The organism is Methanolobus sp., assembly GCF_016278365.1.
Taxonomy (GTDB): Archaea; Halobacteriota; Methanosarcinia; order Methanosarcinales; family Methanosarcinaceae; genus Methanolobus.
The window spans coordinates 330,058-343,425 of the sequence record NZ_JADQBZ010000002.1 but is presented as its reverse complement, the minus strand read 5'-3'; the positions used below and the strand labels follow the sequence as shown (position 1 = coordinate 343,425).

Here is a 13,368-nt window from a genome sequence, read left to right as displayed (position 1 = left end):
GGAGATAACGGAAATGATGGAACTACTTAAAGTGCTTGCCTGCATGCCTTTCTTATTGTATGCATGCTATTCTGACATAAAAAGCCGCAGGGTCGTAAATGAAGTATGGGTGGCGATGTTTGGTGTCTGTTACGTTTTCATCCTGTACGACTTCATGACCCTTGGAATGCCTTACCTTATCAGGAACCTGCTGACCTTCGCGTTCGTTTACCTTTTCGTTTACATCCTTTTCCAGTTCGGGGCATTTGGTGGCGCCGATGCCAAGGCGCTCATGGTAATATCGTTAATAGTCCCAACCTTCCCGGCTATTATGGTATTCAATACCAGCTTGCCTCTCCAGGGAACTCCTATCTTTGATATTTTCGCCTTCAGTGTCTTTGGCAACTCCATTATACTCACAATAGTTGTACCAATCGGGCTTTTCATTTACAATCTACTGCACAATCCACTGAAAGAGTCACTGCGCAGGCCATTCTACATGTTCATCGGTTACAGGACTCCTGTATCCGGACTTGGTAAAGATCATATCCGCATGATAGAGTCCTATGAGGAAACCAAGGAAGGTGTCAAATTCAGCTTCACAAGAGCCGGTACCGAACTTACCTCAAACGTCGTTGCTCAGTTGAAAAGCCACGTCAAGGCAGGCAGGATGGATGACAGTGTATGGGTAACACCGGGCCTTCCCTTCATGATACCCATAACAGCCGGATTTATCACCGCAGTTGTGTTCGGGGACCTGATATTCTATCTGACAATGCAGTTCATGATGATGTGAAAAAGCCCTTGTTAAATCCAAGTGTGGGTTAAGCCTGTCTGCTTCCCGAGATTACTTCCGCCCACACTTCCCTTATCTCCTCTTCCGAGAATGAGTCCCCGAGTTTGGCCCTTGCCAGGATGACCATCTCCCTCTCAAGCCCGCTGATGGTCCTCAGGATGGTCTCGTGTTTCTTTTCGGGCTTATCTTTTTCCTTCCCAGCGTCCTTTGCCGGCAGCTCCGGTTCCACGAGGTCTTGCATGGTCTTTTTATGAAGTGATGACGGAGCCTTTTCCTCTACCGCGCTTTTAGGGGAACCACCGTTCTGCTCTTCACAATACTTGCTGATCTCCCTGAGGAAAATGTCGCCGTACTTCTTCAGTTTGTACTCTCCGACACCTGTTATCTTTAGCATCTCTTCCTTGCTGGAAGGTTTTTTTGCAGCCATCTGTTTGAGGCTCGTGTCCGCAAATATTATGTAAGGGGGGACATCCTGAAGATCGGCCATTTCCTTCCTGAGGTCCTTGAGCCTGGAGAACAGTTCACTGTCACTGCTCTGTGCGGTTTTCCGGGCTCGCGGCGGTGTGACTGGCTTTGCGATTGTATCCGGTTCATAAGGCTCATCATCCTCACAGGTCTGTGTGTCAGGGAATTCAAGCGGTGCAATTCTTGTAAAGGCTACCTTACGCGAGCCCTGCATAACCTCCCTGCTCACTTTGTTGAGCTTGAGAAGGGGATACCTGCTGCCCTCTACCGCGACCACTCCCTGTTGCACCATTTCGCGTGCCATGTCCTGCCAATTGGGCCGGGTGTGGCGATAGCCTGAATTGTAAGTCTTCAGCTTGTCGTGTTTCTTTTCCTTGATCTTTTTTATATTGGCACCGCACAGGACATCTATAACGTGATTCATGCCATAGCGCTCGCCAAGCTCCTCTACGCAGCTGATGAGCAACTTTGCTTCTTCTGTCCCGTCCACCGTCTCCTTGGGCCTGAGACAGGCATCACACCCGCTGCAGTTGTCTTCTTCCAGTTCTTCCCCGAAGTATCTGAGAAGAGCTTTTCTGCGGCATGTTGTGCTCACACAGTAGTTTACCATATCCTGAAGCTGTTTCAGGGCGATATCCCGCTCTTCCTTCCTGCCCTTCTGCTTGACAAAATACTCTATACGGTACCTGTCGCCGTGGCTGAAGAATAGGATGCATTCACATTCAAGCCCATCCCTGCCACCTCTCCCGGTTTCCTGGTAGTAACCTTCCAGGTTCTTCGGGAGATCATAGTGGATAACAAAGCGCACGTTAGGTTTATCGATACCCATGCCAAAAGCGATGGTAGCGACAATGATGTCTGCTTTGTCTTTGATGAAAGCTTCCTGGTTTCTCGCCCTCTGAGTGTCACTCAGTCCTGCATGGTATGGAAGTGCATTGAAACCAGCTTTTCTGAGCTTTGCGGTGACTGTATCTACGTTCTTGCGGCTCTGACAGTAGATTATTCCGCCCTTTCCCTTATTCCTTCTCAGGTACTGCAATATCTGGTCATAGGTTTCCTTTTTCGGTCTGATCTCATAAAGAAGATTGCTGCGGTTGAAGCTTGCAATGTAGGTTTTGGGGTTTGTAAGTCCCAGCTGGTTGAGGGTGTCTTCCCTCACCTTAGGTGTTGCGGTAGCTGTCAGGGCAATGATCGGCACTTTGGGAAACTTCTTTTTGAGCATGCTGAGTTTGCGGTACTCGGGCCTGAAATCATGGCCCCACTCAGATATGCAGTGGCTTTCATCAATGGCGAAAAGACTGACCTTTGCCTTTGTGATCATCAATAATGTGCCGGACATTGCAAGTCTCTCCGGCGCCATATATAATATTTTGATGTCGTTTGTGGCAATGTCGTCACAGATCTTCCTGGATTCGGTATAATTCTGGGTGCTGTTCAGGAATGCCGCATTGACGCCGTTGGCCCTGAGGCTGTCGACCTGGTCTTTCATAAGGGATATCAGGGGAGAGATCACAACCGTCAGCCCGTCCATCAGCAATGCAGGCAATTGATAGCACAGGGACTTCCCGCCTCCTGTGGGCATAAGCACAAAAGTATCCTTTCCATCAAGCACATCCTGGATTATGTCTTTCTGAAGGGGGCGGAATTCAGAATATCCGAAGTACTTCTGGAGGGTTTGATACATTATACAACCGCATTTATTTTGTTCGACCTATGTTCCAGGTATATATAACTCCCTTGTAAGCGGGGTGTAAGTAATAGGCGTGCAGTAACTCTTAACTATGGCGGCTCTCTTATAGGGGTTTTAAAAAAGGCGAGCATTAATATGCACAAACTTATATCTCAAGAGTAAAATCTCAGAAACAAAAATCCTATTTTTGGAGTTCACATTTATGGTAAAAGCAGATAAGTTCATTCCTAAGGCAATTGAGAAGATACAGCAGCAGGTCACAGGCGGCAGGGCAATAATCGCTCTTTCTGGTGGCGTTGACAGTTCTGTATGTGCTGTCCTGGCCCATCGCGCCATCGGCGACAGGCTGACTCCTATATACATCGATACAGGCCTCATGAGAAAAGGCGAAACAGAGCGGATAAAGGAAATATTCTGCGACATGAACCTAGTAATCATTGATGCAAAAGACCGCTTCCTTGGCGCTCTTAAAGGTATCACGGACCCTGAGGAGAAGCGAAAGGCAGTGGGTGAGACATTCATCCGCGTCTTTGAAAAGGAAGCAAAAGAGCTCAAGGCCGATTATCTGATCCAGGGTACCATCTACCCGGACAGGATAGAGTCAGAGGGAGGTATCAAGTCCCACCATAATGTAGGCGGCCTCCCTTCTGTAATGGACTTTAAGTCAATAGTCGAGCCTGTAGAGGACCTATACAAAGACGAGGTTCGTGAACTTGCGCGGGCCCTTGAGCTGCCGCATGAGATCTCTGAGAGGATGCCCTTCCCGGGACCGGGACTGTCCGTCAGGATAGTGGGCGAGGTCACTGAAGAGCTTGTGAGTATCGTTAGGGAAGCAAACGCCATCGTAGAGGATGAACTGGTGGAACAGTTCCATCCGTGGCAGACCTTCGCAGCCATTATCGGAAAGGGTACTGGTGTCAAGGGTGATGTAAGGGTTCACGGCTGGATAATTGCAGTAAGGGCTGTCGGTTCAAGGGATGGCATGACCGCAGAAGCCATGGAGCTGCCATGGGAAGTCCTTAACAGGATAGAATCCCGGATATCGGCATCTTTACCTACCGTTTCCAGGGTTGTTTACGATCTCACTCCAAAGCCACCGGCAACAATAGAGTTCGAATGATGACACTGAATAAAATAGTTCTTGACATCCGGAACCGACAGAAGGTCAAATCCTCACGTCCGGATGAGCCGTGCGCAATGTGGACCGGAGCTGATCTGGTCGACGGGAAGAAAGTAGATACTCTCACTATAATCTTCAGTACCTCCGGCTGCTGGTGGGGCAAGGCAGGCGGCTGCACCATGTGCGGCTATGTGTACGATAGTGCACAAGTCTCCCCATCTGACGAAGACCTGTTCTCCCAGCTTGGGAAAGCGATGAGAAAGGCTTCTGGTTTTAGCGAGTTCATGGTAAAGATATTCACCTCCGGCAGTTTCCTGGATACGCGGGAGATACCGCTGGAAGTCAGGCACAGGATACTGGAAGCATTAAAAAGTGATTCGAGGGTCATAAAAGTGTTAGTGGAGACCAGGCCGGAATTTGTCAAAGAGGATGCGATGATCGATTGCCGCAACTCAATGGGAGGCAAGCCTTTTGAGATCGCCGTCGGTCTTGAAACAAGCTCCGACATAGTGCGCAAGGATTCCATCAACAAAGGTTTCACATTTGATGATTTCAAGCGGGCTGCGACTATTGCCAGGAACAGCGGTGCCACGGTAAAAGCATACCTTATGCTCAAGCCTCCTTTCCTTTCAGAGAAAGAGGCCATGGATGACATGGTAAACTCCATAAGGGATGCTGGTGCATGCGCTGATACTTTCTCGATCAACCTGTGCAATATACAGAACGGCACATTCGTTGAAAATCTGTGGCAGAAGGGTCAGTATCGTCCTCCCTGGCTGTGGAGCATCGTTGAAGTGCTGAAGAAGGCTAAAGAAGAGTTCCCTGATAAGGTCATCACTTCGGACCCTGTGGGTGCAGGTTCCAAAAGAGGTCCGCACAATTGCAAGGAATGCAGCCACGATGTGGCCGATTCAATAAGGCTCTTCTCGGTGACACAGGACCTTGCCTGCCTGAATGCACTGGACTGTGGATGCAAGGGCCTGTGGGAATCAGTGCTGGAACTGGATGACCATACATTCGGTGCGCCTATAACTGACTGAAGCCGGCGCAAAATAGGATGTGACGGGTTATATCCCGTCTCAGTCTTTACAGACCATTGTACCTATCCCCGAATCCGTGAACAGTTCAAGCAATACAGAATGTGATATACTTCCATCGATGATGTGGACGTTCTCCACACCACTCTCTACTGCAGTTGCGGCGCCCCTCATCTTCGGTATCATGCCGCCTGAGATAACACCTGTACTGATAAGGTGCTCGACATCCTCAAGGGTCACCCTGGATATACGTGATGACCTGTCGCTTGGCTCCATCAGCACTCCGGGCACGTCTGTCATCAGGATGAGTTTCTTGGCACTCAGGGCTGCGGCAATATCTCCTGCAATAGTATCGGCGTTCAGGTTCAGGGCTTTGCCGTTCACATCCATGGCAATAGGGGATATAACGGGGATGTAGCCTTCCCGGGTGACTATGTTCAGGATTTCCGTATTGATTATCTCTGTATCCCCGACCCATCCAAGGTCTACCTCATGCTCGACATTCTCGATCATTACTTTCTGGAAAGGCTTCTTCTTGGCAATTATCAGTTTACCATCCTTTCCTGAAAGGCCTATCCCCTTGCCGCCATGCCTGCCGATAAGTGATACGATCTCTGTGTTGATATTGCCCACAAGCACCATCCTTGCTATTTCCAGTGTCTCATCGTCAGTGATGCGCAACCCGCCTACAAACTCGGGTTTCTTCCCCATGCGTTCCATCTTTTCGGTAATCTCCGGTCCTCCGCCGTGGACTATGATGGGGTGAATGCCAACGAACCTGAGCAATACGATATCCTGGACGATATCACTCATTACCTGTGAGTTGACCATGGCATGGCCACCAACCTTGATTATCATCACTGAATCGTAGAAATCCCTTATGTAGGGGAGCGCCTCTATCAGCACGTTCTCTCGTTTAAGTGTCATATTATTACCTGTGTATTACATGCATGCCGCAGGATTAGAATCATTTACGATCCGGTATCCGTAAATGGTATAAAAGATGCTTAAACGATTTAAAACTTATTTAGCAGAGACATACTGCTCAATAGAAAAAAGAAACCCATGATAAATGGGCTTGCACTTTAGATCTTTTCTAGTTTGTCAATGCCGACTTTCTTCACGAATGGCTTGTTGATCTTGTCTGGCATCCATTCTGGCTTGTTCTTGGGTGCCGCGACCATTTCTCTCCATCCTTTGAATACGTGGATCTTCTTTGTCCCACGTTCGCGAAGCCTGATCTCCTCTGGCTTTGTTTTTGTTCCCTTTCCGCGGTTAGCTACCTTCAGTGCAGCCTGACGTGGCTGTTTCCCAGTGAACACACCATGTTCATTTCCCTTCTTGTCTCTTAACACAAAGTTTCTTGTTTCAGACATATTGTCACCTCGTAATCAATCTACGATTACCACTGCTAACCATATTTAGTGCATGGGGTATATATATTTTTCTTTTAATGTTGTCCTTTGTTTGTGTTTTATCCAATAAAGCAAATTTCAGGTAATGGAAAATAATGGAATAGAGGTCATTTCAGTATTTTTTTAGAATATTGTATTTTTGCTCGAGCAGTACCCTGTATCAAAACAAATTTACTTGTTCTCAGTATCAATTTATTATTCGGTAGCCGGAGCAAGATATTAAAAAATGAACAATATTTTTAGAAAACCTGCTCTATATTTGTGAAAAAAATTAAATCTCGGGCTGCTTTTAACACAACATTTACATGTGATGAATCCATTTCAAGAGGGTATCTGCAATATTACTGAACATAGTTCAATTCCTATTCTAATAGAGGTAATATCATGGAAGTTCCTATTGTTATACTACCTGACATACAGGCAAACAGGCCCCAGATAGCGATTAATCTGACCCGTGTAGGTGTCACTAATGTGAAGAAACTTGTGGAGGTCAAAAGAAAAGAGAGGCGTCCTATCATTTTGATAGCTACGTTTGACATTTTCGTAGACCTTCCTTCTCACCTGAAAGGTGCCAACCTCTCGCGTAACTTTGAAGCGGTGGATGAAGTGCTTGAGAAAGCGGTCAACATGCCTGTATATGAGATCGAGCAGCTATGCAGCGACATTGCGCAAAGCTTGTTGAACCGGCATGAGTATGCCACTCGGGCAGAGGTCATCCTCAAGAGTGAGTATGTGGTGAAAAGAGAATCGCCCTCTACAAAGATGGAATGCCAAGAAGTCGTGGATATCTTCGCAGAAGCTATAGCCATGCGCGAGGATTTGGAGAACATGGTGGTCAAGAAGCTCATCGGTGCAGAAGTTGTCGGAATGACTGCCTGCCCGTGCGCACAGGAAATCATGAGGGACAACGCGCGCAAGGAGCTGGAGTCTCTCGGAATAGAGGATATCAAGATTGCAGAATTCCTTCACAGAGTGCCTATGGCAACTCACAATCAGCGTGGCAGGGGCATCATTTCCATAGAGGTTGAGGGAAGCAAGTTCGTTTCACTGGACACAATCATCGAGATAATCGAAAGATCAATGAGTTCCAGTGTTTTCGAGCTTCTCAAGCGTTCGGATGAAGCTATGGTTGTCCAGAAAGCACACAATAATCCCAAGTTTGTCGAGGACTGTGTGCGCACGATGGCCAAGAACGTAGTTAAGGACTTCCCGCTCCTGCCCGATGAAGCCATTGTGACGATCAAGCAGATCAATGAGGAAAGCATCCACAGACACAATGCTTTTGCTGAAAGGCTCGCAACTCTTGGAGAACTGCGCAAGGAAATCTCACAGGAGTATATTACAGACATCGTCAATCATTAATGCTGTCAGTTGTATACCTCGTATAAACATAGCTTACAGGGAGCCAATTGCGTGGTTGAAAATGGACATTTAGAAGCTCTGGACATTAACGGAAATCCCCTCATGGTCGGAGCTGCTGTAAGGTACCTGAATACCGGCACCACAGGAAGGGTGCTGGATATCAAAAAGGATGATGAAGGTATCTGGGCGCAGATCGACACAACAGGTCTTTACTATATAGTCGATGTCCTCTTGATAATCGATCCAGGCGAATTGAAGGAGAAAAAAGAGGCTGAAAAGGGAATGGATGCAGAAGCGTATGCACAGAGTTATTCCCAAAGGGACTCACAGGCAGTTGATATCGGACAGGTCACCGGCGGCGGATAAGGCCGCACTTTATTTTTTCCCTTTATTTATACTTTAACCTGCTCCTCTTCTCTTTTATTTTCAGATTCTGCCTTCTGCTTTTAGCAATGTAAGGGATCTTATCCATTCTCCCTTTGGCTCCCTTGAGGTGCCCACCACAAGTCTTCTGAGATTATCTACCTCCTCAACCATGCCGCTAGCTTCAATGGTCTCCCCGACAAGGGCCTGCCCTGCATATGTGTGCGTATAGGAAAGTACGTGGTCGATTTCCTTGTGTTCAACCTTGTATACTGAAGGACTATCAAACGCTAGATCCACATTGGTGACCTTTGCTTCTATCTTCATTTTCCTGATATCTTTCCCCCTGTTGGCAGGAACTGTGATCTGCTCCCAGTCACGCACGAACAGTAGGTCAAAGTAGGTTCCTTCAACCACTCCTCTGTTGCCTTTTCTCTTTTCATGAAGGACAAACTCATCAAAGCTTATCTCGGGAATTCGCTTGTTGTATATTTTCCTCCACATGTCCTCGTCAATATCCTCTATCGGGCCCTCTGCAAGCTTTGCATCCTTGATAGTATCCCTGGCAGTGAACCAGTCTTTGCCGTATACTACAAAATCGATATCTGAACCTTCATTCTGGAGTCCCGGGAGAAATGAACCTGTGACTCCCATCTTGTCTCTGGGAACGCCGGCATCCTCAAGGGTCTTAACAATAACCGCTATCCTCCTGTCCAGCCCGGCCAGTGCATCTATCGCCTCATTAGGCCTGAGCACCTGTTTTACCTCGCTCTCGGGGACAACGTGAACATCTTCAACCCATTGAGGCCTGTTTTGCCTCATGAAATCAAAGGAGACATCAAAATCATATTTTTTATATCGGATGCCGTTGAGTTCTCTTTCTCCGTTCTCATCAGGCACATATCTTAAAGTTGACCTGATGCCATGAGGGTGGAAATAGTCGGAAACAGCGAATATCCAATCCTCTTTTGTTATCAGGAAATCCCTTATCCTTGTTTTGATCATTTGCATCATCCGGATGTGTTTTCGTGAATGGGCTGCATTTTTGCATATGGGGCTTGCAACAATCTCAGGAATCACTCATATGAGTTAAATACATCGGGTTCTATCTTTTATGCTATCATTGTTGCATAATACTATTATATTATTGATCGGGTGAATCCTTTGAACTCCCTTGATGAATGGATAAAAAATATGAGGCGTGAATTCCACCGGGGACCGGAACTGAGTTATGCGGAATACCGGACCCAGGAGAGAATTATGTCTGTCCTTGGAGAACTTGGAATAAACTGTGAAAAAATAGCAGACACTGGTGTTGTGGCCAATGTCCATGGCAGAAGCCGGGGTCCTTGTATAGCTATCCGATCGGACATGGATGCTCTTGCTGTTACAGAGAAGCTGACAGGTTCCAATAAGGATTACATCTCCGGAAACAAAGGAGTAATGCATGCTTGCGGGCATGACGGTCACATGGCCATCCTTCTTGGCACAGCCCGGCTTTTAAAAGAACGTCAGGATAGTTTTAGTGGAACTGTTCGCCTCATCTTCCAGCCTGCAGAAGAGGTCCCTCCCGGAGGTGCTCAGCGGGTGATCGAGCAGGGAGGTCTTGAAGGTGTGGACGCGGTCATAGGATTGCACATCTTCGGGGATGTTGATATGGGTGTGTTTAACATCAGGGCGGGTCCCTGTATGGCAAGTTCCAATCGGTTCAGGATATGTATTTTCGGGAAAGGGGGTCATCATTCAACTCCTGCTTCCTGTGTCGATCCTGTGCGGATAGCGGCAGAATTTATCACGACACTTTATTCTGAATTGCCCGGACACGTAAATCCTGAGAATTATGTTTTTGGTATCGGGGCTCTTAGTTCTGGCAGTCAGTTCAACAGGACTCCGGATGAGCTCGAGATGGACGGAAGCTTCAGGACATTCGATAACAATGATTCCATGCAGATAGAGCGTATCATGAGGGATATTCTTGACAGGCTGATGGCTAAACACTCGATAAAGGACCTTGTCGGCCTTCCCCATTATAGTATTGATGTGGAGGCAGGTTATCCGGTACTTATGAACGATGCAAAGTTTGCACGGGCTGCTGTAAGGGTGCTCCGGAATAACCATTTTGATGTCAATGAGGATGCCGGGAGGATATTTGGTGCCGAGGATTTTGCATTCTATTTGCAGAGAGTGCCGGGTATATTCGCAATCCTTGGTACGAGGAATCCGGAGAAGAAGATTATGGAGATCAATCATTCCAGCAGTTTCGATATCGATGAGGATGTCCTTCTTATCGGTACAAAGGCATTCTGCACTCTTGTACTCGATTTTCTAAAAGACCCGGGGGATTATCTCTCAGCATGATACTGCCTTTTTCAAATGAGTATTCCGGTAGTGTAAGGTCACTGGTGCTCGGAGTGTTGGGGGAGGAAGGATTTACTTATGATCCGCTGAAGGATTCCGATCTTGAAGACATCGAAGCCAGTTACTTGAAAAAAGACGGTGCTTTCTTTATTGCATTGGAAAATGGGGTATTGGGAGGTACGGCGGCTGTGAGAAGAACCGGACCTGATACCTGTGAGATCCGGAGGATATATGTTCGCAGGGACCTGAGAGGCCGGGGGATAGGTGGCGCACTGTTCGGGACAGTATTGTCCTATGCAGAAGCCAGTTATGCAAGGGCTGTACTGAAAACCGACATGTCTCTGCACGTGGCGATAGGTATGTACCTAAGACATGGCTTCAAAGTAGTTAAAGAGGAGAGTATGACTCTGTATCTTGAAAAAAGATTCAGTTGAGGCCGGGATGGTCACAGTTTCCTTACCATGGCAACTTCATCGCAGTTGGGGAACTTGGGACATTTTATGCAGCCGCTCCATATCTTGTGGGGCAGTGTTTGTTTATCCACTACATTGAACCCTTTTTTCTCAAAGAATGGCACGGCGTATGTCAGTGTAAAAACCGTATTAACCCTAAGTTCCTTTGCATCGTTCAGGCATGCATCCAGGAGTATTGATCCGATACCTTGCCTTGTATAGTCCGGCTTAACTGCCAGTGAGAGCACTTCGGCCATGTCCTGCCAGCTGACCTGCATGGCGCAGCAGCCGATAATCTCTCCGTCCTCCTCGCACACGTAGAAATTCCGGATGGATTCGTATAGTTCGCTTAAGGGCCGGGGAAGCATGATCTCCTTTTTTGCGTAAGGCTCTATAATATCCTTTATCGCGTTAACGTCCTGAACATTTGCTTTCCTTATTATCAATTGTCAATCTCCGTTGTGATTGTTCTAAAAAGAGAAAATGGCGAGCGTGAAGGGATTTGAACCCTCGGCTTGCAGCTTAGGAGGCTGCCGCCATATCCTGACTAGGCCACACGCTCATTGTGCGGTATTGTGTAATATCATCTTGCATTTTAAAGTTGTTGGTGAGGCTGCCTCTTTTACTGTCCATTTTCTATCTTTTCAATGAATTGATTGTCCGTTATAACATTAAGGTTTATGCCCAACATCCGGGGAGAGAAACCAAGGGCCAGCCCCAGTAACTGGGTATAATGCAATATGGGTATGTTGTATTCGATACCTGTGATCTGGCGGATCTCTTCCTGTCCGGTGTCAAACTGCATGTGGCAGAAAGGGCACGCATTGACTATACAATCGATTCCCGCATCTTTAATCCTTGAGAGTTTATGCTTCGCAAGTTTCAGGGAATCTTCCTTCAGTGCAGAGCGGACACCACCGCCTGCACCGCAGCATTCGTTCTTGTCAGGGTAGTTCACACTTGTGGCACCAAGACATTCAACGAGCTCATCAAAGAACTCCGGGCGCTCAAAACTACCCAGCCCTCTTTCTCTGGAAGGTTTGAGAAGGTGGCATCCATAGTGTACAGCCACTCGGATGTTCAGGGGCCTTTCAACATGGTTCCTGATCTCATCTGGTCCCATCTCTGTGTATAAGTATTCTATAATATGCCTGATATCGATATTCCCTTTGAATTCCCTTCCAGTTTTTGCCAGATGCCCATTGGTCTGTTCGCGAAGGATGGTGTCATTCTTCAGGATACTGTTTGCGTCCGCCAGTGTGCTGAAGCATCCGTTACATATAGTCAGTATGTCTCTGTCCATCTCTTCAGACAGGACTATGTTACGGGCTGCAAGGGCCAGCCAGGATGCCTTGTCAAATGACCTGAATAGCCCGGGCGCAGGGCAGCAGGAAGCTCCCTTGAGTTCTACACAGTCGATATCCATCTTTGCAAGGCACAGCTTGGTTGCCATCTCTATGCCGGGATATCTGTTTGGTATTACGCAACCAAGGAATAGCGATAATCCTTTCATCCTGTCTCCTTTCCTGAAACGCTCTCGTTCCTGTTATCCCGGATCCTGTCAAATCCGCATGATTCAAGCAGGGCTTTGACCTCATCAAGATCATTTGGATGACTATGAACAGTCTGCGGCAACTCGTCAAGCCCGAGCTCCGCTCTCTGTTTCCTGCGATCTTCATCTATTGGCACTGCATGGCCGTATTCCAGTAATAACTCGCTCACCTTGACATGTTCCGGAAGCATGATGCCCTCGTGCACTGCGATGGCCCTCAATTTGAACACCACGTCTACAATATCGATATCTCTGGGGCAGCGCTCCTGACAGTTGTAACATGTGGTACACATCCACAACTGCTCGTCTTTCAGAATATCTGTGGTCCTGGTGGCCTTTCTCACAATTCTGCGTATGTTCAGTGCCGTGTGCCTGCCGGAGGGACAGCTTCCGCTACATACGCCACACTGCATGCATTTGAGCGTGTCCTTGCAGGCAGCTTTCATTCTTTCAAGAATCTCGGCATCCGTGGTAATGGTTTCTGGCATCCTATATCATATTCCGTATCTTGTACTATAAATTATATTTCATTGAGAGTTGTATGTTTTATGTCACGGCAAATATTGAAAAGCGGTTCCGGTATTTATCTACTTTAAAGATTTGCCTACTTATCGATATATCTTTTATTCCGGCGGACACCTTTAACTTTCTCGCTGGATTGTGTCTGGTTCTTATCGTATTTTGTGTTTTTGGAACTAATCTTTATCAGTGAATGTTTCTCATATTTTCTCGGGGAATAATGCCTCCAGTCAATCGCAATAAAAAGTTATATATACTAG

Annotated in this window: 14 protein-coding genes and 1 tRNA gene; 7 read left to right on the top strand and 8 right to left on the bottom strand. The window is 47.1% G+C overall.

The window, feature by feature from the left end; genetic code table 11:
- Positions 1–13 precede the first annotated feature (13 nt).
- Positions 14–775, top strand: coding sequence for an A24 family peptidase C-terminal domain-containing protein (locus tag QZZ22_RS01765; protein ID WP_292462030.1), 762 nt, complete (start codon positions 14–16; stop codon positions 773–775).
- Between the two features lie 28 nt (positions 776–803).
- Here QZZ22_RS01765 and recQ read toward each other — a convergent pair whose 3' ends face one another.
- Positions 804–2,924 (bottom strand): DNA helicase RecQ, encoded by a 2,121-nt coding sequence (gene recQ / locus QZZ22_RS01760; protein ID WP_292462029.1) that lies wholly within the window; start codon positions 2,922–2,924, stop codon positions 804–806.
- A gap of 208 nt (positions 2,925–3,132) precedes the next feature.
- Between recQ and guaA the strand changes: the two genes are divergently transcribed.
- Together guaA and QZZ22_RS01750 are read left to right on the top strand one after the other, a co-directional pair.
- Positions 3,133–4,050, top strand: coding sequence for a glutamine-hydrolyzing GMP synthase (guaA, locus tag QZZ22_RS01755; protein ID WP_292462027.1), 918 nt, complete (start codon positions 3,133–3,135; stop codon positions 4,048–4,050).
- Positions 4,050–5,090, top strand: a complete 1,041-nt coding sequence (locus tag QZZ22_RS01750) for an archaeosine biosynthesis radical SAM protein RaSEA (RefSeq protein WP_292462024.1) — start codon at positions 4,050–4,052, stop codon at positions 5,088–5,090. Before guaA ends, QZZ22_RS01750 begins: the two co-directional genes overlap by 1 nt.
- Before the next feature lie 39 nt (positions 5,091–5,129).
- Here the strand turns inward: QZZ22_RS01750 and argB are convergent, their stop codons facing one another.
- A complete protein-coding gene (gene argB / locus QZZ22_RS01745; protein ID WP_292462021.1) occupies positions 5,130–6,014 on the bottom strand; it encodes an acetylglutamate kinase in 885 nt (294 codons plus the stop codon).
- Positions 6,015–6,172: 158 nt separating this feature from the next.
- Positions 6,173–6,463 carry a non-histone chromosomal MC1 family protein gene (locus QZZ22_RS01740; RefSeq protein ID WP_292462019.1) on the bottom strand — a complete coding sequence of 97 codons (291 nt, stop codon included), beginning with the start codon at positions 6,461–6,463 and terminating at the stop codon, positions 6,173–6,175.
- A 423-nt stretch (positions 6,464–6,886) separates the two neighbouring features.
- On the opposite strand from QZZ22_RS01740, the gene mptA reads away from it, so the two are divergent.
- Positions 6,887–7,864 (top strand): GTP cyclohydrolase MptA, encoded by a 978-nt coding sequence (gene mptA, locus QZZ22_RS01735; protein ID WP_292462016.1) that lies wholly within the window; start codon positions 6,887–6,889, stop codon positions 7,862–7,864.
- Positions 7,865–7,915: 51 nt separating this feature from the next.
- Positions 7,916–8,230 carry a DUF2098 domain-containing protein gene (locus tag QZZ22_RS01730; protein WP_292462014.1) on the top strand — a complete coding sequence of 105 codons (315 nt, stop codon included), beginning with the start codon at positions 7,916–7,918 and terminating at the stop codon, positions 8,228–8,230.
- 60 nt (positions 8,231–8,290) lie between these two features.
- Here QZZ22_RS01730 and QZZ22_RS01725 read toward each other — a convergent pair whose 3' ends face one another.
- Positions 8,291–9,232 carry a nucleotidyltransferase domain-containing protein gene (locus QZZ22_RS01725; RefSeq protein WP_292462012.1) on the bottom strand — a complete coding sequence of 314 codons (942 nt, stop codon included), beginning with the start codon at positions 9,230–9,232 and terminating at the stop codon, positions 8,291–8,293.
- 189 nt (positions 9,233–9,421) lie between these two features.
- Between QZZ22_RS01725 and QZZ22_RS01720 the strand changes: the two genes are divergently transcribed.
- Together QZZ22_RS01720 and QZZ22_RS01715 are read left to right on the top strand one after the other, a co-directional pair.
- Entirely contained in the window at positions 9,422–10,585 is a 1,164-nt protein-coding gene (locus tag QZZ22_RS01720; protein WP_292462010.1) for an amidohydrolase, read from the top strand.
- On the top strand, positions 10,582–11,019 hold the full coding sequence (locus tag QZZ22_RS01715) for a GNAT family N-acetyltransferase (RefSeq protein ID WP_292462008.1): 438 nt from the start codon (positions 10,582–10,584) through the stop codon (positions 11,017–11,019). Before QZZ22_RS01720 ends, QZZ22_RS01715 begins: the two co-directional genes overlap by 4 nt.
- Positions 11,020–11,030: 11 nt before the next feature.
- On the opposite strand, the gene QZZ22_RS01710 is transcribed toward QZZ22_RS01715, so the two are convergent.
- From QZZ22_RS01710 to hdrC, 4 genes are all read right to left on the bottom strand, one after another.
- A complete protein-coding gene (locus QZZ22_RS01710; RefSeq protein WP_292462197.1) occupies positions 11,031–11,480 on the bottom strand; it encodes an N-acetyltransferase in 450 nt (149 codons plus the stop codon).
- 41 nt (positions 11,481–11,521) lie between these two features.
- Positions 11,522–11,599 (bottom strand) — tRNA-Arg (locus QZZ22_RS01705).
- Positions 11,600–11,659: 60 nt separating this feature from the next.
- Positions 11,660–12,550 carry a CoB--CoM heterodisulfide reductase subunit B gene (gene hdrB, locus QZZ22_RS01700; protein WP_292462006.1) on the bottom strand — a complete coding sequence of 297 codons (891 nt, stop codon included), beginning with the start codon at positions 12,548–12,550 and terminating at the stop codon, positions 11,660–11,662.
- Positions 12,547–13,077: a CoB--CoM heterodisulfide reductase subunit C gene (hdrC, locus tag QZZ22_RS01695; RefSeq protein ID WP_292462004.1), complete on the bottom strand. Its 531-nt coding sequence runs from the start codon at positions 13,075–13,077 to the stop codon at positions 12,547–12,549. Before hdrC ends, hdrB begins: the two co-directional genes overlap by 4 nt.
- Positions 13,078–13,368: the final 291 nt, after the last annotated feature.